The organism is Pseudochelatococcus sp. (assembly GCF_050946405.1).
Lineage (GTDB): Bacteria > Pseudomonadota > Alphaproteobacteria > Rhizobiales > Beijerinckiaceae > Pseudochelatococcus.
Genome location: NZ_JBMNUS010000007.1, coordinates 100,416 through 127,383, shown reverse-complemented (window position 1 = coordinate 127,383; position 26,968 = coordinate 100,416). Strand labels below are relative to the sequence as shown.

The window sequence follows — 26,968 nt, the reverse complement described above, 5'->3', positions numbered from 1 at the left end:
CGATGAGCATGACGAACCGCAGGCCGGGCGGCAATGCTCCGGCCAGATCGACGGAACCGCTCAAGCAGGCGGTGGCCGGGGCGTTGCGCGGCATCGCAGGGCAGCGCGACATCGAGGTCACTTATTCCGTCGACCGCCCCGCGCTGACGGACGAGCGCGCCCGCCTGCCGGAGCCGCCGCGCAATCCCGGTGCGAACGACATCGCCGTGCTGCGCGGCCACGCGGATGCGATGGCGCTGCGGCTCGCCGTGCATGACAGGAACGTGCATCGCAAGCTCGCCCCCGAGGGCGGCGCTGCGCGGGCCGTCTACGATGCCGTCGAGCAGGCCCGCGTGGAGGCGATCGGCGCGCGCCGCATGAGCGGCGTCGGCGACAATCTCGCCGCCATGCTGGAGGACCGCTACCACCGCGGCAATTACGAGGACGTCACCGACCGCGCCGACGCGCCGCTCGAGGACGCCCTTTCGCTGATGGTGCGCGAGCGCCTCACCGGGCTGCCGCCGCCGAAGGCCGCGGAAAAGATCGTTTCGCTGTGGCGCGAATCGATCGAGGCCCGCGCCGGCAAGAATCTCGACCGGTTCGACGCCAACATCGCCGACCAGTTCGCGTTCGCGCGCAATATCCGCGAGTTGCTGGCCGCGCTCGACATGGCCGACGACGCCGATCTCGACCCGGACGACAGCGACGACAACGATCGGGACCAGTCCGAGGGCGAGGAGGAGAGCAGCGACGGCGAAGCCGAGCAGCGCGCCGACACCGAGCAGGCGCGCATCGACGCGATGGATTCGGCCTCCGACGACATGGAGGAAGGGTCGACCGACGCGGAGGACGCGCCTTCCGGCGAACTGACCGAGGAAAGCGAATCGTCGGATGCCGAGGAAGCGGGCACGGCGCGCAACCCCCCGCAATCGGCGGCGCTCGAGAATCGCGCTGCCGCCTATCGGGCCTACACCACCCGTTTCGACGAGACCGTGGCGGCGGAGGAACTGTGCGACGCGGACGAGCTGGCGCGGCTGCGCGCCTATCTCGACAAGCAGATCGCCAACGTGCAGGGCGTGGTGGCGCGTCTCGCCAACCGCCTCCAGCGGCGGCTGATGGCGCAGCAGAACCGGTCGTGGGAATTCGACCTGGAAGAGGGAATTCTCGATCCCGCCCGGTTGCCGCGCGTCATCATCGATCCGTTCCAGCCGCTGTCCTTCAAGTTCGAGAAGGATACGGATTTTCGCGATACGGTCGTCACGCTGCTGATCGACAACTCGGGCTCCATGCGCGGGCGGCCGATCACGGTGGCGGCGACCTGCGCCGACATCCTCGCGCGCACGCTGGAGCGCTGCGCGGTCAAGGTGGAGATTCTCGGCTTCACCACCCGCGCGTGGAAGGGCGGCCAATCGCGGGAGGCGTGGCTTCAGGCGGGCAAGCCGCCCGCGCCCGGCCGGTTGAACGATCTGCGCCACATCATCTACAAGGCGGCCGACGCGCCGTGGCGGCGCGCGCGGCGCAACCTCGGCCTGATGATGCGCGAGGGGCTGCTGAAGGAAAACATCGACGGCGAGGCGCTCGATTGGGCGCACCGGCGTCTGCTCGCCCGCCCCGAGCAGCGGCGCATCCTCATGGTGATCTCGGACGGCGCGCCGGTCGACGATTCGACCCTGTCGGTCAATCCGGGCAATTATCTGGAGCGGCATCTGCGCGCGGTGATCGAGGAAATCGAGACGCGTTCGCCGGTCGAGCTCATCGCCATCGGCATCGGCCATGACGTGACGCGCTATTACCGGCGCGCGGTGACGATTGTCGACGCGGAGGAACTCGGCGGCGCGATGACCGACAAGCTGGCGGAACTGTTCGAGGAAAGCCACGGCCACAGCGACCGGCGTGGGACGGGACGAAAGCGCGCCGGCTGATGCCCGCGCCTCACGAAACGAAAACCCGGCCGATGGCCGGGTTTTCGTTTTCGGGCAATGCGGGAGAAACGATTCTACGCCTTGCGGGGCTGTTCGACCGGCAGAACGATGCGCAGCAACGCGCCGTAGGGCATCAGCATCAGCAGCGCCATCATGACCTTGACCGCAAAATCGCTTACGGCCCATGCCACCCACACCGGGGCGGCGAAGCTGAAGCCCGGAATGCCGTAAATGGCGACTTCCGTCACCGCACCGGCGAAGGCGAGGGAGAAGAACAACGCGGTATCGATGGCGGAGCCGACAAGACCGGAAGCGAGCGGCGCCCGCCACCAGGCCAGCCGCCGCAACCGGTTGAACACCGAGACGTCGAGCAACTGGCCGGACAGGAACGCGATTCCCGATGCGGCGGCGATGCGCGGCTCCGACACGATCGCCGAGGCGATGACGGCCAGCAGGAAACCGACGGCCACGAGACGCCGAGCCGCCGACGCGCCGAACCGCCGGTTGGTCAGATCGGTGACGAGGAACGCGACGGGATAGGTGAACGCGCCCCAGGTCAGATAATCCTGCAAGCCCCAGGGCGTGAACGGATGCTGGACGGCGATGTTGGAGACGACGACGACCGTCATCATCGCCGCCACCGGCCACCACAGCCGCTTCATTTCCACGCCGGGCCTTGCCATAGCCGCGCCGTCAGTTGGCGGCGGCTTCGGCGTGCTTCTTGACGATTTCGCGGCGCAGCGCACGGGCGCCCTGCGACAGATCGTCCTCGCCCGCCTTGATCAGGAACGCGTCGAGGCCGCCGCGGTGCTCGACCGAGCGCAGGGCGGCGGCGCTGATGCGCAGGCGCACGTTGCGTTCCAGCGTTTCCGACTGGAGCGTCACCTTGACGAGGTTGGGGAGAAAACGACGCTTGGTCTTGTGATTCGAATGGCTCACGAGATGGCCGACGAGAACGGCCTTGCCAGTGAGTTCGCAGCGGCGTGCCATGACGCTTCAATCCTTGTAAACGCTATCGAGGCAACCCGCTGCCACAAAAACAGCAAAAACCCGACGTTGCCGCCGGGGTTGCGGACACCTCATGTCCCATGAAAGATCATTGGTGTATAATGTAAAGCGAGGGTCATCGTCAAGGCGATGTGATCGCATTGTCACGAACGTGACACGATGCGGGGCCGCGCCGTGCCGGAAGCGGTTTTCGGCGGCGGCGTTTACACATCGTTATCCATAGACGGGCGATCCTGTTGTCATGAGCGGGCCGGTGATTCTTCCGGCTCCGGGAGCCGCCGCGAATCGCGTGCGGACCGGATTTGCGAGCGCCGGAACCGCGAGCGGGTGGAAGAGGGCATGATGCGGCAATTCATCACGAAGACGGCGCGCGCCGCGCGACTGGCGGCTCTCGCCGTGCTGGCCTTTCCCGCAGCGGCGCTGCCCGCCGGCGTGGCGCAGGCGGCCGGCCGCGATTTCGAAAGTCATTACGACATCACGTTGATGGGCATGCAGATCGGCGTGGCCCAGCTCAAGGCCAGCATCGCCGGCAATCGCTACAAGGTCGATCTGTGGACGCGGCTGACGGGGCTCGCCGGCGTCATGACGGGCGGCAAGGGAGCGGCGAGCGCCTCGGGCGCTTTCGCGGGCGCGAGCGTGCGCCCCGCCGCGTTCGCGGTCACGACGGCTTCCGGCAGCAGGTCGGTGAGCGTGCGCATGGCGCTGGCGGACGGCACGGTGCGGGCGCTGAAGGTTTCTCCGCCGATCCCGGAGCGCCGGAATCGGGTGCCGTTGCGCGAGAACGACATGCGCGATATCGTCGATCCCGTCAGCGCGCTGCTGATGCCGGTCGCCGGCCGGGCGGATGCGGGCGATCCCGCGGCCTGCAACCGCACGCTGCCGCTGTTCGACGGGTCGGCGCGCTTCGACATTCCGCTGTCGTTCGTCCGTTCGGAGCGGATCGACGGCCGGGCCTATGCGGGCGCGATCGCGGTCTGCTCGGGGCGCTACCTGCCGGTTTCCGGCCATGTGAACGGCCGCGAGGATACGGAGTTCATGCAGAACAACCGCGATATCGAGGTGTGGCTCGCTCCCGCGCCCGACGGGCAGGTGTTCCTGCCCTATCGCATCGCGGTGCGCTCTCCGATGGGGATGGTCGTCATCGAGGCGTCGCGTTTCCCCGGCGGCAAGCCGGCGGCGACCGCCCGCCGCGCCGCGCCGGCGTTGCGGGCGAGCAACTGAGGCGCTGCCGCCCGCGCGGCGAACAAAAGCCGATTCTCCGCTGTCTGCGATTCGGGCGCCATTCGTTCGTTTCGCGTTCATCTGCCACGGGGGGAGTGGCCAGACCGCGCCGATGTGCTAGAGAGGTTTCCGTCCCGCCCGCGGGGCGGGCCGTCGCGATGGTCCGGTTCCGGGCGCGCTCTCGCTTCAACTCCTGATCGTCGGTTCATACGCTGCGTTCGATCGCTGATGGCTCTTTCCCCCCTTCCCCGCTCCCTGCCCGCGCGCGTGCGCGCCCGTGGCGTCACCGCCGTGCTCGGGCCGACGAACACGGGCAAGACGCACCTCGCCATCGAACGGCTGCTGGGCCACGAGAGCGGCATGATCGGCCTGCCGCTCCGGCTGCTGGCGCGCGAGGTCTACAACCGCGTCGTGGAACGGGCGGGAAGCGAGGCGGTGGCGCTGATCACCGGCGAGGAAAAGATCAGGCCCGCCAACGCCCGTTACTGGGTCGCCACCATCGAGGCGATGCCGCGCGATATCGACGTCGCCTTCTGCGCCATCGACGAAATCCAGCTCGCGGGGCACTTCGACCGCGGCCACGTGTTCACCGACCGGCTGCTCAACCAGCGCGGACGGGCGGAGACGCTGGTGATCGGCGCGGACACCATGCGCCCGCTGGTGGAGCAGTTGCTGCCAGGCGTCAACGTGGTGTCGCGGCCGCGCCTGTCGCAACTCTCCTGCGCGGGAGAGAAGAAGATCACGCGCCTGCCGCGCCGTTCGGCGATCGTCGCCTTCTCGGTGGAGGAAGTCTACGCGATCGCGGAACTGATTCGCCGCCAGCACGGCGGGGCGGCGGTCGTGCTGGGGGCCCTGTCGCCGCGCACGCGCAACGCGCAGGTCGAGCTTTATCAGTCGGGCGACGTGGATTATATCGTCGCCACCGACGCCATCGGCATGGGGCTCAATCTCGATGTCGATCATGTCGCCTTCGCCTCGAATCGCAAGTTCGACGGCTTCGGTTTCCGCGAACTCAACCCGGCGGAGATCGGGCAGATCGCCGGCCGCGCCGGCCGGCACCTGAAGGACGGCACCTTCGGCACCACGGGCCGGGCCGAGGCTTTCGGGCAGGAAATCGTGGAAGCCGTTGAGGATCATCGATTCGATCCGGTCCGCATCGCCCAGTGGCGCAATCCCGATCTCGATTTCCGCTCCATCGCGCACCTGCGCGCGGCGCTTGCCGCGACGCCTTCCGAACCGGGGCTGACCCGCGCGCCGGTGGCCGAGGACGAGGCGGCGCTCGACATCCTGGCGCGCGATTTGACGGTCCGCGATCTCACGCAGGGCAAAAGCGCGGTTGAAAGACTCTGGGAGGTCTGTCAGGTTCCCGACTATCGAAAAGTCGCGCCGGCCGCGCACGCTGAACTCGTCGGCACCATCTACGAGTCCCTGATGCGCGCCGGCACGATCGGCGATGACTGGTTTGCCCGCCAGATCCGGCATGTCGACCGGACCGACGGGGAGATCGATACGCTGTCGGGGCGCATTGCGCAGGTGCGTACATGGACCTTCGTGGCGAACAGACCGGACTGGCTGCGTGATCCTGCCCATTGGCAGGGCGTCACGCGTCAGGTAGAGGACAGACTATCAGATGCGCTTCACGACCGGCTCGCCAGCCGTTTCGTGGACCGCCGCACCAGCGTCCTGATGCGACGCCTGAGAGAGAATGCGATGCTCGAAGCCGAAGTCACCACGTCGGGCGATGTCCTGGTCGAAGGCCAGCATGTCGGCCGCTTGCAGGGGTTCCAGTTCGCGCCGGACGCGGAGGCGGGCGGGCAGGACGTGCGGGCGCTGCGCGCCGCCGCCCAGAAGGCGCTCGCCGGCGAGATCGAGGCGCGCGCCGACCGGCTGGCCGGAAGCCCCGACGAGACCTTCGTGCTCTCCAACGACGGCGTGATCCGCTGGAACGGCGACGGCGTGGCGAGGCTTGCCGAGGGCGAGAAGCTGCTGTCGCCCGCGCTGCGGCTGATCGCGGACGATTCGCTTGCCGCCGGCGCGCGCGAGAAGGTGGAGGCGCGCCTCGCGCTCTGGCTCAAGGCGCATGTCGCGAAGCTGCTCGGCGCGCTCGATCTGATCGAGACGGCGGAGGATATCACCGGCCTCGCGCGCGGCGTCGCTTTCCAGATCGCGGAAGCGCTCGGCGTGCTGGAGCGCGCGCGCGTGGCGCAGGACGTGAGAAGCCTCGATCAGGAGAACCGCGCCAGCCTGCGCCGCCACGGCGTGCGCTTCGGGGCCTATCACCTTTACATGCCGCAGTTGCTGAAGCCCGCGCCGCGCGCGCTCGCCGCGCAGCTCTGGGCGCTGAAGAACGGCGGTCTGGAGCAGCCGGGCCTTGACGATATCGCCCATCTGGCCGCCTCCGGCCGCACCTCGTTCAAGCTGTCGCCCGAGGTGGCGAAGGGGCTTTATCGCGCCGCCGGCTTCCGCGTCTGCGGCGAGCGGGTGTTGCGCGTCGACATTCTCGAACGGCTCGCCGATCTCATCCGCCCCGCGATCGCCTACAAGCCCGGCGTGACGCCCGGCGAGCCGCCGGCGGGCGCCGCCGACGGTGACGGATTCGTGGTCACGGTCGCGATGACGTCGCTGGCCGGATGCGCCGGCGAGGATTTCGCGTCGATCCTCAAGTCGCTCGGCTATGTCGCGGAAAAGCGCACGGGCCCCGCCATCACCGCCGAGCTCGTGCCCGCACCGCGCCTTGTCTCGCCGCCTGCGGCGGAGGAGGCGGAGCCGGACGCGCCCGCCCAGGCAGCCGACGAGGAAGCAGCCGGCGAGGAAGCAGCCGTGCCGGAAGAAGCTCCCGCATCGGGCGAAACCTCCGCGCCGGAGGCTGTTTCGGCGCCGGAGGAAACCGCCGCGCCGGAAGAGCCGGCGGTGCAGGCTGAAGCGGCGGCGCAGGAAACGCCTGCCGCCGACGCCGGTGCGGGAGAAGAGGTTTCCACGCCGGCTTCGGAGCCTTCCACGCCGGAGGCGGTAGTGGCCGAGGTGGCGGATGTTCCGTCGGAAGACGTTTCCGCCGAGGCGCCTGCCGCGCCCGACGAGGCGGTCGCTGCGCCGGAAGCGTCGGAGGAAGCTCCGGCGCCCGAGGTGGTGGAGATCGACATCTGGCGGCCGCATCGCCATCAGCACGGCCCGCGTCAGCGCCAGGGCCAGCGGCCGGGCGCGCGGCAGGGAGAGGCCCAGGGCGAGCGGCGCGGTCGCGGCGGCAACGAGGCCCGCGCGGAGCAGAGCGCGCGCCCGTCTGCGCCGGCGGATGGATCGACCGCGGAAGCGGGCGAATCGCCGCGCAACGAGGACGGCGACCGGTCGCGCTCACCGCGCCAGCAGGAGCGTCAGCGCCGGTTCGAGCGCTTCGGCGATGCGCCCCGCCCCCGCGGCGGCGGCCAGAACGGCGCGGCCGGCGAGGAAGGCCGGCCTCCGGCACGTAGTCGCAACGCCGCCTCTCATCACGGCAAGGGCGGCGGGGAGCGCTTCTCCGGGGATCGGAACGGCGGGAGCGGAGCAGGGAAGGGCTGGCAGGACAGGAAGAACGCCGACCGTGCGCCGGATCCCGATTCGCCCTTCGCCAAGCTCGCGGCGCTCAAGCAGGCTCTTGAGGGGCGCGGCAAGGACAAGGGTTGATCGCCGTTGCCCGAGCCCGCAGCCGCCGACCGCCAGCGTCTCGACAAGTGGTTGTGGTATGCGCGCATGGCGCGCACCCGCACGCTCGCCGCGCGGCTTGTCGGCGAGGGGCACGTGCGCCTCAACGGCCGGCGTGTGACGGAGCCGGCCAAGAGCGTGCGGATGGGCGACGTGCTGACCCTGGCGCTGGCTCATGCGACGCTCGTCGTTTCCGTTCAGGGCTTCGCCGAACGCCGGGGCGGGGCGCCGGAGGCGCGGCGGCTTTACACCGTGCTGAGCGGCCCGGATCTCGCCCGTGCCGACGATTCGGCCCCGGACGAAGAGGAAGAGCAGGCGCCCATGCGAAAATCGGAGGGCAAGAGTGACAATACGTCGCTTGCGCCGGAGGACGATTGAAGCTAGAGCATCTCTCTCACTTTGGAAAAGATCCAGGTATGGTCGAGGGTGCGGGCGTTTGCGTCATGTCCGTTGTGAATGGCCGGAAGGCGCTGTTTGCCCGCCAGGGATGATGCGATAGCCTGATGGATACCGGGCGGCGGTTTGCGCGGCATGTCCGGCGGCAGGAGAGGTGGATGCCTTACGTCGTCACCGACAATTGCATTCGGTGCAAGTATACGGATTGTGTTGAAGTTTGCCCCGTGGATTGCTTCTACGAGGGCGAGAACATGCTCGTCATCCACCCGGACGAATGTATCGATTGCGGGGTGTGCGAGCCGGAATGCCCGGCGGAGGCCATCAGCCCCGATACGGAACCCGGCCTTGAGAAGTGGCTGAAGATCAACGCCGACTATGCCCGCGTCTGGCCCAACCTCACCCAGAAGCGCGATGCGCTGCCCGAGGCGGCGGAATTCGACGGCGTGCTGAACAAGTTCGAGCAGCATTTCTCGCCGGAACCGGGCGAAGGCGACTGAGATCGCGCCGGCGGCGGGATGTCTCGCCCGCCGCGCCTGCGTGTTCACGCCTGCCGAGCTCATTTTTCTCTTGTCGCCTGCCGGGCTTTCAGCAAAAATGGGCTGCGGCTCCGTCATCGCATCGATATGAATCGATCATATACTAAGTGATAAAAGCCGCCGAATCATGCGCTCAATGCATGGCGGCTGATCAATTCATCGAAATTTTGCACTATGGCATGCACCGCGCGCATGGCGCTTCAAGCTGTCGGTGGTTGTCGCCGCCGGCAGTGGCGGCGGCTGGTTAACTACTTTGATTTTCCCGAAAATTTATGTTAAGTTGTGTCTTATTGGTCGATCTGGTGCAGAGATGCCGTGCCTGTGTCCGGCAGCGGTTCAGCAATCAACGTACTGATATGACGGAGCATGACGGCTCGTTGCAGCCCTGTCGCGTCCTGGCGGTGCTGCTGCGGGAAGCCTCGTGCTCTTGGCGTGCCGGTGCCTCTTGGCTTGCTGAAGGGCCGCCTGTCGGCGTGGCGGCGGGGGCGCGGCTGGCCGAATTTGTGTCCGGGGTGTCCCGGTGCGTATGTGTATCGCATCTCCCGGAGATGCGAGAAGGAGGCAATCATAATTATGAACAACGCCAAGAAGACTGCCCAGCGTCTGGGCTTCAGGACCGGTGAGTCGATTGTCTATCCTGCCCATGGTGTCGGCGAGATCATCGCCATTGAGGAACAGGTCGTCGCGGGCTGTACGCTCGAACTTTTCGTGATCTCCTTCGAAAAGGACAAGATGACCCTGCGCGTTCCCACCGCGAAGGCAGCGAGCGTCGGCATGCGCAAGATTGCCGAGAATGCACTGGTGGAGAAGGCGTTGGAGACTCTGGCGGGGCGCGCCCGCGTGAAGCGCACGATGTGGTCGCGCCGCGCGCAGGAATACGAGGCGAAGATCAATTCCGGCGATCTGATCGCGATTGCCGAGGTGGTGCGCGACCTGCATCGCGCCGAGACGCAGCCCGAGCAATCCTACAGCGAGCGCCAGCTTTACGAGGCCGCCATCGACAGGATGGTGCGGGAAATCGCGGCCGTGAACGGTGGCACCGACACCGAAGCCCTGCGCATCGTGGAAACCGCGCTCGCACAGGCGCCGCGCCGGCCGGCCAAGAAGGCCGCCAACGAGACGCCCGCCGCCGAGCTTGAGGACGAGGCGGCCTGATCCGGGATTGCCGATGGCCGCGAGCGATTCAATTTCCCTGACCCGACGATGATCATCCGCCTGCCGCCGGCAATCTCCCGGCAGGCGGGCGGCGTCCATCATCCGGTGATGATCTTGTAGCGCTCGCCCGGTTTCAGGGCATCGTCCGGCCGCAGCCCGTTGAGCACGCGGAAGCGTTCCAGCGGTTGCGTGACGCCGACCATCCGCCGCGAGAGCGTCTCCGGTGTGTCTTCGGCTGTGGCGGTGACGATGCGCAGCCGCAGCGGCTTGATGGCGCGGATTTCGGCGGGCGTCATGCGCCGCAGGCTTTCCATCGCGGTTCGGAACTCCTGCTCGATGGCGGCGTCGCGCTGACGCGCCGCGACCACGAGCCGGAAAACCGTTCCGTTGAGGCGCACGGCGCCGAGATAGAACGTCCATTCCTTGCCGAGCGCGACGCCGACGGCGGCCGGCAGGCCGTTGATGGTCGTGAGCGTCGTGCTTTCCGTCGACACGCCGTCGATCCAGCCGGCGGAAAGGAACGCGTCGAGCGGGTCGGACGGCGGCAGTTCCACCGCATCGAGACGCAGGGCGATCTCGCCGTTGCGCGCCACTCCCATCAGCGCCTGGGAAGAATTGTCCAGCGTGAAGCCGTCCGGCGCGGTGAAGATGATGCCGAGACGCGGATGGCGGAAGATGCGACCGCGCACGTCGCCGTTCTGCGGATCGTCGCCCCAGTCGATGCCGTCGATGGCGTCCAGATAGGCGCTCCGGCCGCGTTCGCCGGTTCCCGGCGCCGCCACCTCCCGCGCGCTGCGCAGGGCAAGCGCGATGCGTTGCGGCGTGCCGGGGTGGGTGCCCATGAAGTTCGCCGTATCCGACGTCTGCGCGCCGCCGCCCCTGCCAAGACGCATGTTGCGATCCAGCGCCTCCAGGAAGCGGGCGGAACCGTAGGGGTCATAGCCCGCACCGGCGGTCGTGCGGATGCCGATGCGGTCGGCCTCCAGCTCCTGCTCGCGGGAAAAGCCGGCCACGGCCCCCTGCACGTTGGCGCGGAAGGCCTTGTCGCCTCCCGGATCCTTCAGAACCTGCACGTTGACACGGCTGATGAGATCGTTGCGCTTTTCCAGCTCATCGCGCGCAAGGGCGTGATTGGCCGTCACATGCGCCATTTCGTGGGCCATCACGCCGGCGAGTTCCGAGGCGTCGTTGGCGAGGGCGAGCAGGCCGCGCGTGACGTAGATGTTGCCGGTCGGCAGCGCGAAGGCGTTGACCATCGACGAATCGAGAATGGTGACGCGATAATGCTGGTCGGGCCTCTCGGTGGCGGGCACGAGGCGCGCGGCGACGTCGTCGACCATGCGCTGCGCCGCCGGCGCGCGATAGTCGCCGCCGAACGCCGCCAGCAGCCGCCGATGCTCCCGCTCGGCCCTCTGGTTCACGCCGGTGACGCGAGGGGCGGCCTGGGGCACGGCGATTGCGGCGGGCTGCTCGGCGACGGGCGACATCGCGCACGACGCCGCAGCCATGCCGACGAGCATGGCGAGCCCGAGCCGCGCGAGTGTGTGTTGCAGCGACATTGCGTCCACGAGGATCAGTCCGGTTGCGACCAGGCGAGACTTCCGGCCGCCGATATCCTGATCGCGGGGGCCCGGCCAGCCTGCGCTTCGCTGTCTTCCCGTAGCAGGATTTCACCCCTCACCGCAATGCGTCTGCCCGCGATACCGGCGGTTGTCAGTCCGCCAGCCAGCCTGTGCCAGTCTTTTCTGGCGATCATGACATAAAAGTCCCTCTGCCAGTTCGGTCCGAAATTCAGGAACGTCGTGGTACGACGTTCTCCGACGGACAGAACCTTGCCTTCGACGATAACGAATCTGCCGGCGAATCGTTGCAGCAAGGCCGCGTTCCGGGCATCGAGGGGCAGGGCGTTCGCGCCGCCCCAGATGCCGGCTCGGGTGCGGCGGGCGTTTTCTTCGAGCGCCGCCAGCCGCCCGGCGCAAGCGGCGGAAATGCCGACGCCGCGCGCCGCGCGCTTTGCGGCCGGCGACACGACATCCCGCGAATCGAGCAGCCCCGCGCCTGCACCGATGAGGGGCTCGGCCAGCGAGACCGTCCCGCCGCCGGTTGCCAGATGGCCGCGATAACGGCCCCAGCGGTCGGCGGCATCGCCGGCTTTCGCGAGGCGTATACCGCCCTGCTCGATGAGCGGCCGGGCGATGCTGACGGCAAGGGCTTCGTCCGGGAAGGCGACGCCGGAAAGCAGGATCTTCCGGCCGTCATCAAGCACGAACTCCGCCTCGTCCGTGACCGACCGGACAAGGACCGCCTCCGGCGGTGGCGCTTCGAGGCACGCCCCGGCGGCGTCGCGCGCCTGCGCCGCCATCGGCAGAAGGGCGAGCGCCGCCAGCCCGGCGGCGCGGCGCTTCCGCGGCGGCATTCCTGTGCGCAGGCGCGAAAAAGGCAAAAAGAACCGCTGCATGATCATTATTCTTATGATAGTAGGAATGGCCTGCCGCTGTGAAGTGGTTTCCGGTTCTCGCCGTTACGGAAGAGGCTGGCATGCCTGCGCTGACGGGCGATGCAGGCGGCGCGTTTGACGGGTATCTCCCGGTAGCTCAGCAGGATAGAGCAACGGTTTCCTAAACCGTAGGTCAGGGGTTCGAATCCCTTCCGGGAGGCCATCTTTTTTAGCGCTTTTATATCAACCTGTTAGGCTCAAGGCATCTCCGCGTGCCGTTGAAACGCGGTAGTTCGTTTTTGCGGGTTTCGGGGCTCGCGCATGGGGGGCGATGTAGCCGGCCTTATCTCACGACAACCGAACGATACAAACATCCTCAAAAGGTAATGCCGTCCGGCAACGCCGGATATCATCATGAGGATATGACCTATGCACTGGCGTAATGACATCGCCTTTCAAGATCTTGATTTCGCTGAGGCGTCCTCGCGCGCCGCTGACCGGCTTCAGGCGGGAGAGATCAGGGGATTTAACCCGCAGCCGGAGCCGCCGGCGGTCGGGCGCGGAATCCTTTCGCCGGGCGACCTCGTGGGCTTCAATCCGCAACCGGAGCCCGCCGCCGTAACGATCGGTGTCGTGCAACCCGATTTTCATATCGATTGGCTGCCCGGCTGACGAACGGCCGCATCGGGGTGATTGACTGTCCGTCGCCGCGGATGTCAAATCCTGTCCGGTTCAGAGCGGGATGGGATCAGGTTGAATCGCCATTCCGCTCTAAATTCCGTATTTTACCGCAACTTGCGTTCAGTTCGATGGATCGGCTTGAACGCAAGCTGCTCCAGGGTTGAGCGGGGCGGGGATGAGGGCCCGGAATGCCGGTTTTTCGAAGTCGACTTGCCTCACGGCGGCGCTGCGACGCGGGCTCCATGCGTCGTGCGTCCCGATGCGAGACGGCGTGGCGGGCCGCCGGCGGCCGGCGGTCCCTTCGGGCGGTTCCGTCAGGTGCGGGGGAAACGGCCTTCGAGCGGGTGGCCCGGATCGATGAAGCCGTGGGTCGAGGCATGCCCCGGCGCCACCAGCCGGTCGATCAGCGCCTCGTCTTCCGCATCGAGCCGGACATCGAGCGCTCCGAGATAGCTGTGCCAATGCGCTTCCGTGCGCGGCCCGGCGATGATCGCCGTGACGAGGCGGTTGTTCAGCGCCCACGCCAATGCGAAATGCACCGGCGTGATGCCCTTCGCGGTTGCATGGGCGGCGATCTCGCGCGCAATGGCGACGGATTCGGGGCGCCATTCCGCTTCCAGCATCCGCCGGTCGCCGCGTCCGGCGCGGGTGTCGGCGGGCGCCTCGCTGCCGGGCGCATATTTGCCCGTCAGCACGCCGCGCGCCAGCGGCGAATAGGCGACCACGCCCAGCCCGTGCGCTGCGGCCGCCGGAAGCTGCTCCACCTCCGCGGCGCGGCTGACGATGTTGTAGAGCGGCTGGCTGGCGATGGGGCGCGGCAACCCCAGCCTGTCCGCCACATGAGCGATTTCGGCGATGCGCCAGCCACGGAAATTCGATACGCCGTAATAGCGCAGCTTGCCCGCCGCAATCAGATCGCCGATGGCGCGCAGCGGCTCCTCGACGGGCGCGTCGAAGACGGAGCGGTGGAAATAGAGAATGTCGATGTAATCGGTGCCGAGCCGCCTGAGCGAGTTCTCCACCGCCTCGACGAGCCACTTGCGCGAATAGCCGCCGATGTTCGGCCCCGCTTCCCGCGCGTTCACGAACTTCGTCGCCAGAACCCAGCGATCGCGGTTGGCGCGGATGCCCCGCCCCACCACCTCTTCCGTCCGGCCGGCGTGGTAGACATCGGCGGTGTCGATGAAATTGATGCCGCGGTCGAGCGCGTCGTCGATGATTCGAAAGGCCACGTCCTCCGGCGTTTCGCCGCCGAACATCATCGTGCCGAGGCACAGCGGCGAAACCTTCAGGGCGCTTCGTCCAAGATAACTGTAATCGACCATGATCGTGATCCTTCCCGATGTTCGGGCCGCAAGGCGGCGCACGACGACATGTCCTGTTTTTTCTGAAAAATTGATTAAACCGATAAATTGAGTGTAAGAAAGGCTGCCCGCACGATTTTCCCCGCCGCCGGGACCGGAATAACGGCGTCGTGACCTCCGCCCGGCTTGCCGACAACCATGGCCCGACAGATAATGAGCAATCCCGAAACGAAAGATGTCGCCCCTTCACGCCTTGCCAACCGCTTCCTTTCCCTGAACTGCTTCGAGCCGGTGGCGCGCCGGCGGTTGCCGCGTCCGGTGTTCGGTTACGTTTCCGGCGGGGCGGAGGACAACAAATCCCTTCAGGCCAACCGCGATGCGTTCGACGATGTTTCGCTCGTTCCCAGGGTGTTGACGGACGTGTCCCGGCGCAGCCAGTCGGTGACCGTCTTCGGCCAGGAATTCGCCTCACCCTTCGGGGTGGCGCCGATGGGGCTCTCGGCCCTGAGCGCTTATCGCGGCGACATCGTGCAGGCCCGCGCCGCCCGCAAGGCCAATATCCCCATGATCCTGAGCGGCGCTTCGCTGATTCCCATGGAGGAGGTTATCGCGGAGGCGCCCGGCATCTGGTTCCAGGCCTATCTGCCGGCCGACGATGCGGGCATCGACGCGCTGATCGACCGCGTCAGGGCCGCCGGCTTCCGCACGCTGGTGGTCACGGTCGATATTCCGATCAGCGCCAACCGGGAGAACAACGTCCGCAACGGCTTCTCCACGCCGCTGCGCCCGAGCGCGAGGCTCGCCGTCGATGGCATCACGCACCCGCGCTGGCTTGTCGAGACGCTGTTTCGAACGGTCGCGCGGCATGGCCTGCCGCACTTCGAAAATTCCTTCGCCAATCGTGGCGTGCCGGTGTTCTCGTCCACGGTGCTGAGGAACTTCGCCGGGCGCGATCATTTCTCCTGGCGGCATATCGAGCGCATCCGCCAGCGCTGGGGCGGCGATCTGCTGATCAAGGGCATTCTCAGCCGCGAGGACGCCCGGATTGCCGAACAGGCGGGAGTCGACGGCATCGTCGTTTCCAATCACGGCGGGCGGCAACTCGACGGCGCGATCGCGCCGCTGCGTGTGCTGCCGGAGATCGTCGACAGCGTGCAGGTGCCGGTGCTGATCGACAGCGGTTTCAGGCGCGGCTCGGATGTGCTGAAGGCGATCGCGCTCGGCGCGCGGCTCGTTTTCGTCGGCCGGCCCTTCAACTACGCGGCGGCGGTGGCGGGCGAAGCGGGCGTCGCCCATGCCATCAGGCTGCTTGCCGCGGAAGTCGACCGCAACCTCGCCATGCTTGGCGCGCACGGCTGCGACGAACTGAACCGTACGCACATCCGTTTCCTGCGCGCGAGCGAACCGCTCGCCGCCCGATAGATCGCGTTCCGGTCAAACGGAATCGAAAACTTTGGAGACATTCCGCGTTTCAAGGAAACGCGGAATGTCTCCAGGATATCGGGAAACCGGGTTCAGAACTCGCGCTGAAGCCGCAGGCGGGCCTGCACCTGATCTTCCGACTTCTGGCGGCTCTCGATGATTTCGCCGGCGAAATTCTTCCGTTCGGCTTTCGAGTAGAGCACCTCGACGCCGATGTCGAAGGCGTTCACCGGAGACCAGATCAGGTTCGAGCCCACGGTCCACGCGTCGACGTTGCGCAGCGCCACGTAGTCGGCCTTGACGGTATTGTCATAGGAAATGCCGGTATAGCTGCCCCAGATGCTCTGGCGCACCGAAGGCGTCCAGTAGTGCAGGAAGGCGGCGGTCGCGTTCCAGCCGCGCGTCGTCTTGACGTCGCCGTTGACAAGGGCGCCGTCCGTGACGATCGACAGGAAATCCCCCGTCTCGATGTCGCCGGCGCCGATGTAATGCAGGGCGCCGTCTGCATAGGCGGCCTGAAGCCACAGCACGTCGCCTTCCGCCAGCGCGGGCAGATTGATGTTCACGCCGCCCTGAAGCGCCCAGCCATAGGCCGTGTCCACGCGCTGCGCGAACGGCCCGTAGAGCGATCCTGAATTGAGCTGATGCAGCGCGCCCGACAATTGCGCCGATCCCCAGTCCTGGTCGACGCGCAGATTGGCGACCACATCCGGGAGGCGCTGGCCCGCCACATCGTACCAGGCGTCGTTGACATTGCGCGTGTTGCGGTCTTCCAGCGAGAGCGTCGCCGAGAAGCCGTCGCCGAAGGTGGCCGTATAGGCCAGCAGGTTGTTCGTCGTGTCCGAGCCGAAGGAGCCTTGCAGGCCTGATCCGAAGTTGAGATCGTTGGCGTAGAAATCGAAGAACGATGTCGCATGGCCCGCCGTCAGGCCCGCCCACTGAATGTAGGCGCTCTCGACCAGCCCGCCGTTCTCGTCGTCGCTGAAGACGCCCGTGTTCTTCTCGATCTCGTAGCGGATGAAGGCCCGCAGCAGGCCGAAGTCCGTCGCCGTGCGGACGTCCACCTCAAGCCGCGCCTGCGCCTTCATGCCGGTGGCGTCGCGATAGCGCCCGTCGCGCCATGCGCCGATAACGTTGCCGGCGGCGTCGGTTTCGGTGATCGTGGCGCCCCTGGGCTCCGCGAAAGCATAATCCGCGCGCAGACGTCCACCGATCCTGAGACAGGTATCCGTGCCCGGCACATAGAAGAAGCCCTCGCCGTGCACCGAACAGACGCGCACGTATTCGACGGGCGCGCTCTTCGAAACCGGCAGGTCGGCGGCCCACGCCGGAGAGATCGCGGCAAGACACGCCGCACCTCCCGTCAGATAGCGGGTTAAGTTGATCATTTGGTTCACTCCGGTGCGGCAGCTTGTAATTTGATCAATATAGATTCACTGGAGGCTATATTGGCTATGTAGTAGATCACGGCCGCGAAATATTTCATATGATATTATTGGCACATGCCGGATGATTTTTTGCGCTTTCGTCGCGTATTTTTTGCGCTTTCGCTGCGCGTGGAAGCGCGCGGCCGTCACGTCCGTTTTCCCGCCAGCAGGGAGCGGACGAGCACGGCGATCGTGGTGCCGTTGTGGAGCGTGGCGGTGGCGAGAGAGGGCAGCAGCCCCGTGGCGGCGCCGGCGAGGATGGCCGAGTTCACGCCCACCGCGACGCGGAAATTGGAATGGATGAGCTGCATCGCATTCCGGGAGAGGCCGAGCACGGTGACGAGCGACGCGAGATGATCGTCGAGCAGGATGATGTCGGCGGTCGCGCGGGCGATGTCGGCGGCGCGGGGCATGGCGATGCCGACATCGGCCATCATCAGCGCCGGCCCGTCGTTCACGCCGTCGCCGACATACGCCACGCGGCGGCCGGCCGCCTTCAGCTCCCCGATGATGCGGGCCTTGTCTTCCGGCTGCTGTTCGTAATGCACGTCGTCGAGGCCCAGCGCCGCGCCGATGGCGAGCGCCTTGGCGCGATGGTCGCCGGTGATCATGACGAGACGTTCGACGCCGCCCGCGCGCAGACGCCGCAGCGTGTCGCCGGCTTCCGCGCGCAGCCTGTCGCGCAGGGCGAAGACGGCGAGCGGACGGTCGTTGCGCGCCGCGTAGAGCAGCGACTTGCCTTCCGCCTGAAAGGTCCGCACCAGCGCCCGCTGGCGGGCGAAGGAGATGTGTTCGTCGTCCTCCAGATAGTGGCGGCTGCCGAAGCGCACGACATCGCCGCCGATCGCGCCTTCCACGCCGTGGCCGACGATGAAGTTGACTTCCTGATGGTCGACGTGGGCGAGCCGGCGCGCGCGGGCGAGTTCCACCACGGCGCGCGCGATGGGATGGGAGGTGTGCTCGCCGAGCGAGGCGACGATCGCCACCGCCTCGTCCTCGCCCAGCCCGCCGACGAGCGGCACGATGTCCGTCACCTCGAGCGTGTTGTGGGTCAGCGTCCCCGTCTTGTCGAACACCACCGTATCGATGCCGGCCAGTGTTTCCACCGTCTGCCCGCTCTTCACCAGGCAGCCCTGCCGGGCGGCGTTGTACATCGCCCGTTTCAGGGCGATGGGCGTGCCGAGCTTCACGGTGCAGGAGTAATCGACCATGAACACGGATTCGATGCGCCGCCAGTCGCGCGTGAGGGCGAACACGCCCGCGGCCGAGGCCAGCGTGATGCCGACGCGCCGGTCGGCCAGCGCGTCGGAGACCGACTGGATCTCGGCGGGACGTTCCAGCGCCTCCTGAATGTAGCGGGTGATGCGGCCGGTGGTCGTGGCCTCGCCCACGCGCTCCGCCCGGATGACCAGGCGCCCGTCCGTGAGGATGCTGCCGGCGAGCGCCTCGCCGCCCGGCGACAGCGGGACGGGCAGGCTCTCGCCCGTCACCGCCGACTGGTCGGCATAGGCATCGCCGGAGATCACCCGGCCGTCGACGGGAACCGTCTCGCCGAGGCCGACGGCGATGTGCTCGCCGCCTTTCAGGTGCGCGAAAGGCACCCTGATCAACCGCCCGTCCGGCAGTTCCACCCATACGTCGTCCGGCTTGCGGTGCAGCAGGGAGCGCAGCAGCTCGTCGGAGCGCTCCACGGTGGTGGACTCGATGTAGACGGCGAGCTCCATCAGGAAGCGGGTGAAATTGGCGGTCGTGAAGCGCCCGCGCAGCGTGGGCAGGCCGATGGCGAGGGCATCGAGCACCTCGACCTTGAGGCCCTCGGTGGCGGCGGCGTGAATGCCCCGCGCCACCGTGCCCGCCACATTGGCGACGGTGAGCACGCGCGCGGCCTCGCGCGGCAGCACGAGCGAGGCCAGCGCCGCCGCCCCCGCCAGCGCGAGCTGCGACCCTTCCGTGCCCGGCGTCGGCTGCACCAGCGGATGTTCGGCGGGCGGCGGATTGGCGGCATGCGCGAGTATCCGCGCGCGCACCTGCGGATCGCCGTCGTAGCGCACCACGAGCGAGCGGCAGCCGGGATTGACGCGCACGCGCGCCACGCCGGCGATGTCGCGCACCGCAGCACCCGCGCGGGCGAGCCCGTCCGCCGTCTGCGCCAGTCTCAGGCGCAGACGGCCCGGCAACTCATGAACGATCCGCGCCATGTCGCCGCTCAGCTCCCGGCGTGGAAGAAGCGCGGCGAGATCACGGCCGGGTCCCTGTCGGCCGCCTGCGCGGGCGTTTCCTTTGTGGGTGCTTCCTGCGCGGGGGCGGGAGGTTCGACACCGGCCGCGCCGGCATCGGGCGCGGCCGCTGCCGTTGCGGCGGGCGCGGGGCCGGCGGCGGCCGCGAACTCGGCTTCCGCGTCGTGAAGCTTTTCCTTCAGTTCCTCGACGCCGCCCTGCACGGCGGCCCAGAGTTGCACGGCGGCGCGCAGGATGGTGCGCTGGGCCGTCTCGTTGGTGAGCAGATAGGCCGCGCCCGCGCCGATGAGCAGGCCCTTCACCAGCGAGTCCGCGCCGGGATGCGCATGGGCGTTGCCGCTCGCGCCGCCGGGAAAAGGATTCTCGGGATAGGGAGCGCCCGGAAACGGCGGCGGGCCGAAGCCGGCGCTGCGCGGATCGCCACCCGGCGGATTGCCTTGCTGGGCGCCGGCGTCGCCCTGCTGGCCGGCCGCGGCCGCGCCGGGGCCGTAGAAATGATAATGGTAGTGGATGCCCTGCTGATCCTGTGGCTTGTTCGACATGATGATCCTCCGGTGGGGTCAGGTTGCCGGCGACTGCGGATCGTGCGGCGCGGCGGCGGGCGGTGCGCCGTTGCGGAAAACGCCGGCGACGGCGGCGCGCACGTCGGGACGGTTGGCGAGCACGACGAGCCCCGCCCCCAGCGCCGCGCCGAGCCAGAAGTTCGAGCCGCTGGCGCGGGCGATGCGCGTCAGGTTGGAGACGCTGAAGCCGTCCTTCAGCACGCCTTCCAGCACGTCCAGCGCATCGATGCGCTGCCCGGAGCGCTGGCCCGCGCCCGGCCCGTAGCCGTTCCACCGATAATTGTCGTGCGACATGATTGTCCTCGCATGCTGTTCCGAAGCGGCGGACGCGGCCGCCTACGCGCTGTGATTCCGAAGAATCTCCTCGATCTCGGCCCGGTCCCCCGCCAGCAGCCGCTCCCATACCGGCGCGGCGATCAACCCGGCGTCGTACTCTATCACCGCCGACAGGGCCGCGGCATTAACGCGGATCGCCTTCACGCCCGGAATCCGTTTCGCCAACGCGACGAAAGGACCGGTGTCGACGATCGGCAATTGCATGAGCGCGGCCGGATCGAGCTTCACCCTGATCCGCCCCGGCACATGATGGGCGATGGCCAGAAACCGGCGCAACGTCATGAAGGGCGAGAGGTCAGGATGCATGCGCCGGTCCTTGCGATGGCGGAGGGGTTATCCGGTCATTCCCTGCCTGTATTCGGGCTGTTTCCGAATCCCTGTACGCAGGAACGGTTGATGTGCATATGTCGCTAATGCTAACCATAAGACGTTCCGAGGCGTTTTCGGATGTTCCATATAGTTGTCGATACGTTGCATCAGCTATCAATGAAGGTCCGGTCGATTGTCTTCCGAAACGACAACAACTGAGTATCGCCCCCGGCTGCCGGGCGTGCGGCTCCTCGCCGTCATGACGGCGATCTGTCTTCTTTCGCCCTCCGGGCCGGTCGCGCAGGAGGCGGTGGACGGCCGGCGATTCTATGACGAGGCTTGCGCCGGCTGCCACGGCCGGCAGGGGCGGGAGACGGCGCGCGGCCGCGCCCGCCCGCTCGATACGCTCTCCGCGGAAGCCGTTCGCGGCTATCTCCTGGCGGCGCGCGCCGTCGAGGCGCCGGCCCGGCCGTATCAGCGTCTCAAGAAGGGGTTGAGCGACGCCGAAATCGAGGCGCTGGTGAATTACGCGGCGCAGTTTCGCGAGCATTGAGGCCGTTCCGCCCCGCGCGGCCGGCGGGCGCATCACAGCAGCCCGGCCAGTTTGTGTTCCAGTCCGGCGATATCCACCGGCCCGACGATCTTCTCGATCAGCCGGCCCTCGCCGTCGATCAGGAAGGATGTCGGCGCGCCGATCACCCGGTAGCGGTCGGTGGTGATCTTCAGGCCGTCGAGCAGCACGGGGAACGAGACGTCGAGCCGCTCCGCCGCCCGCCGCACGGCCGCGTCGGGCTCGCCCATGTTGAGCGCCAGCACCGCGAAGCCGCCGCCCCTGTCGCGGTTGGCGCGGTAAACGGCGTCGAGCGCCGGCATCTCGGCGATGCACGGCCCGCAGCCGCCGGACCAGAAGTTCAGCAGCACGACCTTGCCCCGATAGTGTTCGAGGCGCACCGGCGTGCCGTCGAAGGCGAAGGCGGCCAGCTCGGCCACCGGCTTGCCGGCGGCGATTTCCGGTTCCGCCTTGCAGCCGCACAGGCAGGCCGCCAGCGCGACGGCGCAAAGCAGCATCCGCGGTGTCTTCATGCAACCCTCCTGCCGTGCTGGAGCCGGATGACGTAATCGGTCTGCGCGCCGAGATCGGGATTGTGCGTCACCAGGATGATGGTGCGCCCGCTCGCCTGCAATTCCCGGAACAGGCCCATGACGCGCTCCTCGTTGCCCTCGTCGAGGTTGCCGGTGGGCTCGTCGGCGAGGATGAGCGCCGGATCGTTGATGAGCGCACGCGCGATGCACACCCGCTGCTGCTCGCCGCCCGAAAGCTGGGAGGGCAGATGGTCGGCCCGGTCCGCGAGGCCGATGCGCTCCAGCGCCTCCAGTGCCTCCTCGCGATCGGCGATGGAGTGATAATATTGCGCCAGCATGAGGTTTTCCACCGCCGTAAGGTACGGGATGAGGTGGAATTGCTGGAAGACGAGGCCGATCTTCTCGCGGCGGATGACGACCTGCTCCGCTTCCGTCAGCCGGGCGGTCTCGATGCCGTCGAGCCGGTAGGAGCCGCCGGTCGGCACGTCGAGCAGCGACAGGATGTTGAGAAGCGTCGTCTTGCCCGATCCCGAAGGCCCCATGATGCTGACGAACGCGCCGGCGAAGACGTCGAAGGTCACGTCGTCGAGCGCGCGGACCGCGCCGAAAGCCTTGGTCAGGCCCTCGACGCCGATGACTTTCTGCCGCTCCCCGGAAGGGGAGACGGGCGCGGATTCTCGCAGGCTCGTGGAAGTCACCGGGCTCATTCTCCTCTCAGAACGCGGGCGGGCACGACATTGACGGCGCCCCGCACCGGCAGCGCGGCAGCGATCAGCGCCGCGAGCAGCGATACGCCGAGCGTCAGCGGCACGACGACGGGCCGGAACGTCACCCACGCGCCGAACACCGCCTGCCCCAGCAGTTGCGCGAGGCCGAAGCCGAGCAGGAGGCCGATCGCGACCGCCGCGAGGCAGGTGACGGCCGTTTCGGCCAGGATCTGGCCGACGATGTCGCGGTTCGATGCGCCGAGCGCCTTTTGCAGGCCGATCTGCGGCGTGCGCTCGGTGATCATGGCGGTCAGCGTCGCGTTGACGCTGAGCGTCGTGATGACGAGGATGATGGCCGCCACCAGCGCCATCAGGCCCTCGATGCGATCGAGGATCTGGCCGTCGTTCTCCGACACCTTGCGGATGGGTCGCGCGGCGAGCGCCGGAAACCGCTCCGCCAGCGCCGCCGTGATGGCGTCCGCCTGCGGGCCTTGCGCCGCGACGCTGACCATGGCGAAATCGGCGCGGCCGGGCAGGCCGAGCAGGCGCTGCGCCAGCGCGAGATTGACGACGATCTGGCTGTCCTCGTTCTCGCCCGTGTCCATGATGCCCTTCACCGTCACCCGCGCCTGCTCGCCGTTGCCGCCGGTGATGGTGACGGCGCTGCCGGGCGCAAGCTCCATGCTCTGCGCCAGCCGGCGGCCGACCATGGCGTTGCGGTCGTCGAAATCCGCCGTTATCCACGCGCCCTCGACTTGCCAATAGGGCGAGATGGCGCGCAGCGCGGCGAGATCGACGCCCGCCAGCACGGCGCTGCCGAGATCGAGCCGCACCAGCCCGTAAAGATAGGGACTGCCGCCGACACGCCTGTCCGCCGGCACGGCGGCGATGGCCTCGCGCAGCAGCGCTTCCGCCACGCCGCGCGGCTGCGCGCCGCCGTCTCCCTCCGCCCCGTCGCCTTCCGCGCCGTCGCGGGCGGAGATGATGAGGTTGGGGCCGAAAGCCCGCAATTCCTGGCTCATCTTGATGGAGATGTCGAGATAGAGGCTCGTGAGCGCTGATACGATCGCCGCCCCGACGATGATGGCGGCGAGCGCGATTTCCAGCCTGCCGCTGCGCACGGCGAGCGAGCGCCAGACGAGATGGGCGAACGTTTTCAGGCGCGCGAACGGCCGGGCGCCGCGCCGGCGGCCATGGCGGGAGAAGGCGTCACCGGCGGCCATGCAGCACCTCCACCGGCAGCAGCGAGGCGATCTCGCGCGAGGAGACGAGCGCGCCCACCAGCACCGTCAGCACGGATGTCGCCAGCACCACCGGCACGGTGATCGCCCGCACCTCGACGCCCGCGCCGAACACGCTCCACCCCACGCCCTGCGCCATGAGATAGCCGGCCGCGACACCGATCAGCCCGCCGATCAGGCCGACGATCACCGCCTCGCCGATGAACAGCAGATAGATTTGCCACGGCGCCGCGCCGAGCGCCTTCATCAGGCCGATCTCGCCGGCGCGCTCGGTGATCGTCGTCGTGGTCAGCGCCGCGACCGCCATGGCGGCGGCGGCGATCGCCGCAACGCTGACGACGAACAGCAGGCTCTGGATGCGCCCGATCACGGCCCCTTCGCCCGCCGCCACCTGCCAGATGGGCCGCGCCGAGACGCCGGGAATCGCTTCCTCGATCTGATGGGCGATGGAGCTGACATAGGCCGTGCAATACCAGACGTCGTATTCCTCCGGCGTCAGCGCCTCCGCGCCCCGGCTCGCCTTGCGGGAGAGATCGTTTTCCGCCACCGTGAGCGCGCTGACGTCGATGGACTGGAGTTTGCCGGGCCGGCGGGCCAGTTTCTGCACGAAGCCGAGCGGCGCCACCAGCGCGTTGTCCTCCACGTCGCCGGTGGCGAGGATGCCGGTCACTTTCACGATGCCCGACGTCGCCTGCACGACACCGGAAGCGGCCTGCGGCGCGGGCTCGGCGAGCGTCAGTTCCGATCCCACGCGCGCCCCGAGCCGCCCGGCCAGTCCGCCGCCGATGAGAACGCCGGTGATGCCCGCGCCCGCCTCGTCGTCGGGCCATGCGCCTTCCACATGCCAGAACGGATTGATGCCGCGCACGCCGGTGCGGTAGCCGGGGTCGTCGGGCAACGGCACATTCTTGTCGAAATAGGTGCCGATGAGGCTCGCCTCCAGCGACCGCGCGCCGCCGATGACGACGACCGGCAGCGTCAGACGCGGCGCGAAGCCGACGACATTGTGCCGCCAGAAGATATCCTTGAGCGCGGGCAGGGCGGATTCGTCGATGAAATCGCGCCCCCGCAAGGGGTTGAAATCCCGCCCGCCGATGATCAGCGGCATGTTCTCCGTGCGCGGGGTGACGCGGATGTTGGAGCCGTAAGCCTTCATCTCGCTCGCCATCTTGTCTCCGACATCGACGGAGAGCGCGAACAGCGTGGTGATCAGCGTCGCCGACAGGGCCACCGTGACGGCCGCCAGCGCCTTGCGCTTGCGGTTGCCGGCGAACGACTGGCGCAGCATGCGCAGGAACATCGCTTACGCCCCCCGAGGTTTGACGAAGGCTTCCGGCGTCGCCCGGAAGCGGTCGTAGGTGTCGCGGTTCTCGAAGAACCAGGTGCGCCCGCCGTGCTCGTACTGGAAGGGCGCGCCCGTGTTTCGCAGCCGCGCGCCGCTCACGGGGTCCGCGACGTCGATCTCGACCACCTCGCTGAAGTAGCGCGCGCCCTTCTCCAGATCGTCCGCCGCGATGACGATGATGCCGTCCTCGACCGCGTGATTGAGCGGGATCGGGTTGCAGCCGCCGGGCTTGCCGATGGTGGGGCGATACATGCGCACGTTGCAGGCGATGCAGATGATCTCGTCGCCCCGCTGGATGTAGCCGCCCTCGCCGCAGATGAGGCAGGCGTCGAGCACCACGCCGATGCTCGTGTGCGCCTCGTCGTAGCGGTTGACCAGAAAGAAGCGCACCCGATGCCCGTCCGACGAGACATAGGCGAAACGGTGCAGGTTGCCGTCCTTGACCTCATCGATCGGAATGCGGATCGTGTCGCGCGCATCGGGCGCGAGCTGCACCGCCTGCGACAGGCGCGGCGGGCGCGAGGCGTAAAGATCCTGATAGAGCATGACCGCCAGCAGGAAGGCGGCGGTCGCGGCAACGCCGCCGCGCCAGCGCCGCTCGCCCAGGCTGCGCGCGCGCAGGCGGCGGCGCTCGATGCGTCCGGTGACGTCGGCGGGAATGCGCAGGCGGCGCAGCGCCGCCACGCCCGCCAGCAGCAGCGCGATCGCGAGCGGCGCGTAGGCGAGCCAGGGCGTGACGAGCGACAGCCGCGCCACGAACGAGACGCGCTCCGCCGTGACGGAAAGGGCGTCGATGCGCAGCATGCCGAGCAGCGATTTTTCGATTCCCGCCACCGCCAGCGCCGCGAGCGCGGCGGCGAGCGCGAGCGCGGACGCCACGCGCCCGGCAAGAGGCGCGACGCGCGCCAGCAGCATCCCCAGCGCGGTGAGCGCGGCGAGGCCGATGACGATGGCGGCGCAATTGACGATAAGCTCGGTGTTGACGATGTCGGTCGCGCTCAGCGTGTGGTTGACGCTCAGCCGCCAGGCATCGAACACGCCTTGCGCCGTCACGACGGCGATGAGCACGAAGCCCGCGACGCGCCGCCAGAGCGCGGGCGGGCCGGCGGCAGGACGCGCCGCGAACGGCGTCAGCAGCAGGCCGGCGAGGATGAACGCCAGCGCGGCCGCGTGCACCAGCGTCGCGATGGCGGTGGCGGAGCGCGGCGTGGCCGCCGCCGCGCCGGCAGCGAGAGCGGCGACGGCCGCGCCCGCCGCGAGCGCCGGGAGCACGCCTGCCCCCCGCGGGCGCTCGCCGCCGGCGGCGACAAAGGGCCACAACGCCGCGACCAGCGCCGCGACGGCCAGGGTCTGGGCCAGTATGGTGATGTAATAGGCCAATGCGATGCTCCCGGCCCCGCCTCGGGCCGCCTGCCGGCGGTTGTTACTTCAGCGGCACGTAGGTGAAGTCGTACTCGACCTCGAAGGGCTCGAACCACTTGCCCACGCCGCTCGCCTTGTCCGTGTGGCGGCCGAAGCCCTGCCGGGCCGGCGGCTCGATGTGGTAGGTGAGCTTGTAGTTGCCCGCGCCCGGCAGCTTGACGTTGGAGCCGTAATGCGGGCCGTCGATGGCCACCATCGGCATGAAGTTGCCGGTCTGCACCTTGCCGGTGTCCTTGTTCTCCAGACGGTAGGAGACGGAGAGATAGGGCACGAACTCGCCCGCGCCGAAGCCGTTCGGGTTGCCTTCGGTGGCGCGGATGTCGGCTTCGAGATGCACGTCCGACTGCGAGGCGGGCAGGTCGATGCCGGCGGGGTCGAGATCGATGGGCGCGAGGTAGACGGCGCCGACCTCCAGCGCGTTGACGACTTTCGGCTCGCCGATGGGATATTCCACCAGCTCCTGCGCGGCCTGATGCTGGGCATGCTGGGCCTGCGCGCCGGAGGCGGCGAGCAGGGCGAGGCTTGCTGCGAAAAGTGCGGTGTTCTTCATGGTGTTGCTCCT

The 26,968-nt window shown here is 68.1% G+C and carries 24 protein-coding genes, 1 tRNA gene and 1 pseudogene; 10 read left to right on the top strand and 16 right to left on the bottom strand.

Annotated features, from left to right (window positions below; translation table 11 throughout):
* Positions 1–2 precede the first annotated feature (2 nt).
* Positions 3–1,901: a cobaltochelatase subunit CobT gene (gene cobT, locus ACOYJQ_RS11955; RefSeq protein WP_433458689.1), complete on the top strand. Its 1,899-nt coding sequence runs from the start codon at positions 3–5 to the stop codon at positions 1,899–1,901.
* A gap of 74 nt (positions 1,902–1,975) precedes the next feature.
* On the opposite strand, the gene ACOYJQ_RS11950 is transcribed toward cobT, so the two are convergent.
* Together ACOYJQ_RS11950 and rpmB are read right to left on the bottom strand one after the other, a co-directional pair.
* The gene (locus ACOYJQ_RS11950) at positions 1,976–2,584 is read right to left on the bottom strand and encodes a queuosine precursor transporter (protein ID WP_433458688.1); all 609 of its coding nucleotides are present in this window, start codon (positions 2,582–2,584) and stop codon (positions 1,976–1,978) included.
* Between the two features lie 10 nt (positions 2,585–2,594).
* Positions 2,595–2,891: a 50S ribosomal protein L28 gene (gene rpmB / locus ACOYJQ_RS11945; protein WP_433458686.1), complete on the bottom strand. Its 297-nt coding sequence runs from the start codon at positions 2,889–2,891 to the stop codon at positions 2,595–2,597.
* Positions 2,892–3,248: 357 nt separating this feature from the next.
* Here rpmB and ACOYJQ_RS11940 point away from each other — a divergent pair, with 357 nt between their 5' ends.
* From ACOYJQ_RS11940 to ACOYJQ_RS11920, 5 genes and pseudogenes are all read left to right on the top strand, one after another.
* Positions 3,249–4,130, top strand: coding sequence for a DUF3108 domain-containing protein (locus tag ACOYJQ_RS11940; RefSeq protein ID WP_433458684.1), 882 nt, complete (start codon positions 3,249–3,251; stop codon positions 4,128–4,130).
* A gap of 228 nt (positions 4,131–4,358) precedes the next feature.
* Positions 4,359–7,787, top strand: coding sequence for a helicase-related protein (locus ACOYJQ_RS11935; RefSeq protein WP_433458682.1), 3,429 nt, complete (start codon positions 4,359–4,361; stop codon positions 7,785–7,787).
* A gap of 6 nt (positions 7,788–7,793) precedes the next feature.
* Positions 7,794–8,054: pseudogene (locus ACOYJQ_RS11930) on the top strand (RNA-binding S4 domain-containing protein); the annotation flags it as partial.
* 305 nt (positions 8,055–8,359) lie between these two features.
* Positions 8,360–8,698 (top strand): ferredoxin FdxA, encoded by a 339-nt coding sequence (gene fdxA / locus ACOYJQ_RS11925; RefSeq protein ID WP_433458680.1) that lies wholly within the window; start codon positions 8,360–8,362, stop codon positions 8,696–8,698.
* A gap of 612 nt (positions 8,699–9,310) precedes the next feature.
* On the top strand, positions 9,311–9,892 hold the full coding sequence (locus ACOYJQ_RS11920; RefSeq protein ID WP_433458678.1) for a CarD family transcriptional regulator: 582 nt from the start codon (positions 9,311–9,313) through the stop codon (positions 9,890–9,892).
* A gap of 98 nt (positions 9,893–9,990) precedes the next feature.
* On the opposite strand, the gene ACOYJQ_RS11915 is transcribed toward ACOYJQ_RS11920, so the two are convergent.
* The gene (locus ACOYJQ_RS11915; protein WP_433458854.1) at positions 9,991–11,451 is read right to left on the bottom strand and encodes a M48 family metalloprotease; all 1,461 of its coding nucleotides are present in this window, start codon (positions 11,449–11,451) and stop codon (positions 9,991–9,993) included.
* A 14-nt stretch (positions 11,452–11,465) separates the two neighbouring features.
* A complete protein-coding gene (locus ACOYJQ_RS11910) occupies positions 11,466–12,308 on the bottom strand; it encodes a hypothetical protein (protein ID WP_433458677.1) in 843 nt (280 codons plus the stop codon).
* A gap of 167 nt (positions 12,309–12,475) precedes the next feature.
* Between ACOYJQ_RS11910 and ACOYJQ_RS11905 the strand changes: the two genes are divergently transcribed.
* Both ACOYJQ_RS11905 and ACOYJQ_RS11900 read left to right on the top strand, forming a co-directional pair.
* Positions 12,476–12,552, top strand: a tRNA-Arg gene (locus tag ACOYJQ_RS11905).
* Between the two features lie 206 nt (positions 12,553–12,758).
* On the top strand, positions 12,759–13,001 hold the full coding sequence (locus tag ACOYJQ_RS11900; RefSeq protein WP_433458676.1) for a hypothetical protein: 243 nt from the start codon (positions 12,759–12,761) through the stop codon (positions 12,999–13,001).
* 323 nt (positions 13,002–13,324) lie between these two features.
* Here ACOYJQ_RS11900 and ACOYJQ_RS11895 read toward each other — a convergent pair whose 3' ends face one another.
* The gene (locus ACOYJQ_RS11895; protein ID WP_433458675.1) at positions 13,325–14,335 is read right to left on the bottom strand and encodes an aldo/keto reductase; all 1,011 of its coding nucleotides are present in this window, start codon (positions 14,333–14,335) and stop codon (positions 13,325–13,327) included.
* A 192-nt stretch (positions 14,336–14,527) separates the two neighbouring features.
* On the opposite strand from ACOYJQ_RS11895, the gene ACOYJQ_RS11890 reads away from it, so the two are divergent.
* Positions 14,528–15,736, top strand: a complete 1,209-nt coding sequence (locus ACOYJQ_RS11890; RefSeq protein WP_433458671.1) for an alpha-hydroxy acid oxidase — start codon at positions 14,528–14,530, stop codon at positions 15,734–15,736.
* Between the two features lie 92 nt (positions 15,737–15,828).
* On the opposite strand, the gene ACOYJQ_RS11885 is transcribed toward ACOYJQ_RS11890, so the two are convergent.
* The 5 genes from ACOYJQ_RS11885 to ACOYJQ_RS11865 form a co-directional block, all read right to left on the bottom strand.
* Positions 15,829–17,124, bottom strand: coding sequence for a porin (locus ACOYJQ_RS11885; protein WP_433458670.1), 1,296 nt, complete (start codon positions 17,122–17,124; stop codon positions 15,829–15,831).
* A 185-nt stretch (positions 17,125–17,309) separates the two neighbouring features.
* Positions 17,310–19,361 (bottom strand): heavy metal translocating P-type ATPase, encoded by a 2,052-nt coding sequence (locus ACOYJQ_RS11880; protein WP_433458669.1) that lies wholly within the window; start codon positions 19,359–19,361, stop codon positions 17,310–17,312.
* A gap of 8 nt (positions 19,362–19,369) precedes the next feature.
* Positions 19,370–19,942 (bottom strand): hypothetical protein, encoded by a 573-nt coding sequence (locus ACOYJQ_RS11875; protein ID WP_433458667.1) that lies wholly within the window; start codon positions 19,940–19,942, stop codon positions 19,370–19,372.
* A gap of 18 nt (positions 19,943–19,960) precedes the next feature.
* The gene (locus ACOYJQ_RS11870) at positions 19,961–20,257 is read right to left on the bottom strand and encodes a hypothetical protein (protein ID WP_433458666.1); all 297 of its coding nucleotides are present in this window, start codon (positions 20,255–20,257) and stop codon (positions 19,961–19,963) included.
* 42 nt (positions 20,258–20,299) lie between these two features.
* The gene (locus tag ACOYJQ_RS11865) at positions 20,300–20,605 is read right to left on the bottom strand and encodes a hypothetical protein (protein WP_433458664.1); all 306 of its coding nucleotides are present in this window, start codon (positions 20,603–20,605) and stop codon (positions 20,300–20,302) included.
* Positions 20,606–20,867: 262 nt separating this feature from the next.
* Between ACOYJQ_RS11865 and ACOYJQ_RS11860 the strand changes: the two genes are divergently transcribed.
* Positions 20,868–21,161, top strand: coding sequence for a c-type cytochrome (locus ACOYJQ_RS11860; RefSeq protein ID WP_433458663.1), 294 nt, complete (start codon positions 20,868–20,870; stop codon positions 21,159–21,161).
* 32 nt (positions 21,162–21,193) lie between these two features.
* Here ACOYJQ_RS11860 and ACOYJQ_RS11855 read toward each other — a convergent pair whose 3' ends face one another.
* Genes ACOYJQ_RS11855 through ACOYJQ_RS11830 form a run of 6 tightly spaced genes read right to left on the bottom strand, consistent with a single transcriptional unit; the run spans position 21,194 to position 26,956 of the window.
* Positions 21,194–21,691 carry a TlpA family protein disulfide reductase gene (locus ACOYJQ_RS11855; RefSeq protein WP_433458661.1) on the bottom strand — a complete coding sequence of 166 codons (498 nt, stop codon included), beginning with the start codon at positions 21,689–21,691 and terminating at the stop codon, positions 21,194–21,196.
* Positions 21,688–22,389: an ABC transporter ATP-binding protein gene (locus tag ACOYJQ_RS11850; RefSeq protein ID WP_433458660.1), complete on the bottom strand. Its 702-nt coding sequence runs from the start codon at positions 22,387–22,389 to the stop codon at positions 21,688–21,690. The genes ACOYJQ_RS11855 and ACOYJQ_RS11850 overlap by 4 nt, the downstream gene beginning before the upstream one ends.
* Positions 22,390–22,394: 5 nt before the next feature.
* Positions 22,395–23,621, bottom strand: a complete 1,227-nt coding sequence (locus tag ACOYJQ_RS11845; protein WP_433458659.1) for an ABC transporter permease — start codon at positions 23,619–23,621, stop codon at positions 22,395–22,397.
* The gene (locus ACOYJQ_RS11840) at positions 23,608–24,939 is read right to left on the bottom strand and encodes an ABC transporter permease (protein WP_433458657.1); all 1,332 of its coding nucleotides are present in this window, start codon (positions 24,937–24,939) and stop codon (positions 23,608–23,610) included. The genes ACOYJQ_RS11845 and ACOYJQ_RS11840 overlap by 14 nt, the downstream gene beginning before the upstream one ends.
* A 3-nt stretch (positions 24,940–24,942) precedes the next feature.
* Positions 24,943–26,364, bottom strand: coding sequence for a Fe-S-containing protein (locus tag ACOYJQ_RS11835; protein WP_433458656.1), 1,422 nt, complete (start codon positions 26,362–26,364; stop codon positions 24,943–24,945).
* A gap of 43 nt (positions 26,365–26,407) precedes the next feature.
* A complete protein-coding gene (locus ACOYJQ_RS11830; RefSeq protein WP_433458655.1) occupies positions 26,408–26,956 on the bottom strand; it encodes an iron transporter in 549 nt (182 codons plus the stop codon).
* Positions 26,957–26,968: the final 12 nt, after the last annotated feature.

Coding starts and splice junctions, on each gene's coding strand:
- ACOYJQ_RS11845 (WP_433458659.1), bottom strand. CDS start 23,621: ATGGCCGCCGGTGACGCCTTCTCCCGCCATGGCCGCCGGCGCGGCGCC.
- ACOYJQ_RS11915 (WP_433458854.1), bottom strand. CDS start 11,451: ATGTCGCTGCAACACACACTCGCGCGGCTCGGGCTCGCCATGCTCGTC.
- ACOYJQ_RS11885 (WP_433458670.1), bottom strand. CDS start 17,124: ATGATCAACTTAACCCGCTATCTGACGGGAGGTGCGGCGTGTCTTGCC.
- ACOYJQ_RS11875 (WP_433458667.1), bottom strand. CDS start 19,942: ATGTCGAACAAGCCACAGGATCAGCAGGGCATCCACTACCATTATCAT.
- ACOYJQ_RS11950 (WP_433458688.1), bottom strand. CDS start 2,584: ATGGCAAGGCCCGGCGTGGAAATGAAGCGGCTGTGGTGGCCGGTGGCG.
- ACOYJQ_RS11895 (WP_433458675.1), bottom strand. CDS start 14,335: ATGGTCGATTACAGTTATCTTGGACGAAGCGCCCTGAAGGTTTCGCCG.
- ACOYJQ_RS11860 (WP_433458663.1), top strand. CDS start 20,868: ATGACGGCGATCTGTCTTCTTTCGCCCTCCGGGCCGGTCGCGCAGGAG.
- ACOYJQ_RS11900 (WP_433458676.1), top strand. CDS start 12,759: ATGCACTGGCGTAATGACATCGCCTTTCAAGATCTTGATTTCGCTGAG.
- ACOYJQ_RS11890 (WP_433458671.1), top strand. CDS start 14,528: ATGAGCAATCCCGAAACGAAAGATGTCGCCCCTTCACGCCTTGCCAAC.
- ACOYJQ_RS11910 (WP_433458677.1), bottom strand. CDS start 12,308: ATGCCGCCGCGGAAGCGCCGCGCCGCCGGGCTGGCGGCGCTCGCCCTT.
- ACOYJQ_RS11870 (WP_433458666.1), bottom strand. CDS start 20,257: ATGTCGCACGACAATTATCGGTGGAACGGCTACGGGCCGGGCGCGGGC.
- rpmB (WP_433458686.1), bottom strand. CDS start 2,891: ATGGCACGCCGCTGCGAACTCACTGGCAAGGCCGTTCTCGTCGGCCAT.
- ACOYJQ_RS11880 (WP_433458669.1), bottom strand. CDS start 19,361: ATGGCGCGGATCGTTCATGAGTTGCCGGGCCGTCTGCGCCTGAGACTG.
- ACOYJQ_RS11865 (WP_433458664.1), bottom strand. CDS start 20,605: ATGCATCCTGACCTCTCGCCCTTCATGACGTTGCGCCGGTTTCTGGCC.
- ACOYJQ_RS11830 (WP_433458655.1), bottom strand. CDS start 26,956: ATGAAGAACACCGCACTTTTCGCAGCAAGCCTCGCCCTGCTCGCCGCC.
- ACOYJQ_RS11940 (WP_433458684.1), top strand. CDS start 3,249: ATGATGCGGCAATTCATCACGAAGACGGCGCGCGCCGCGCGACTGGCG.
- ACOYJQ_RS11935 (WP_433458682.1), top strand. CDS start 4,359: ATGGCTCTTTCCCCCCTTCCCCGCTCCCTGCCCGCGCGCGTGCGCGCC.
- cobT (WP_433458689.1), top strand. CDS start 3: ATGAGCATGACGAACCGCAGGCCGGGCGGCAATGCTCCGGCCAGATCG.
- ACOYJQ_RS11855 (WP_433458661.1), bottom strand. CDS start 21,691: ATGAAGACACCGCGGATGCTGCTTTGCGCCGTCGCGCTGGCGGCCTGC.
- fdxA (WP_433458680.1), top strand. CDS start 8,360: ATGCCTTACGTCGTCACCGACAATTGCATTCGGTGCAAGTATACGGAT.
- ACOYJQ_RS11920 (WP_433458678.1), top strand. CDS start 9,311: ATGAACAACGCCAAGAAGACTGCCCAGCGTCTGGGCTTCAGGACCGGT.
- ACOYJQ_RS11840 (WP_433458657.1), bottom strand. CDS start 24,939: ATGTTCCTGCGCATGCTGCGCCAGTCGTTCGCCGGCAACCGCAAGCGC.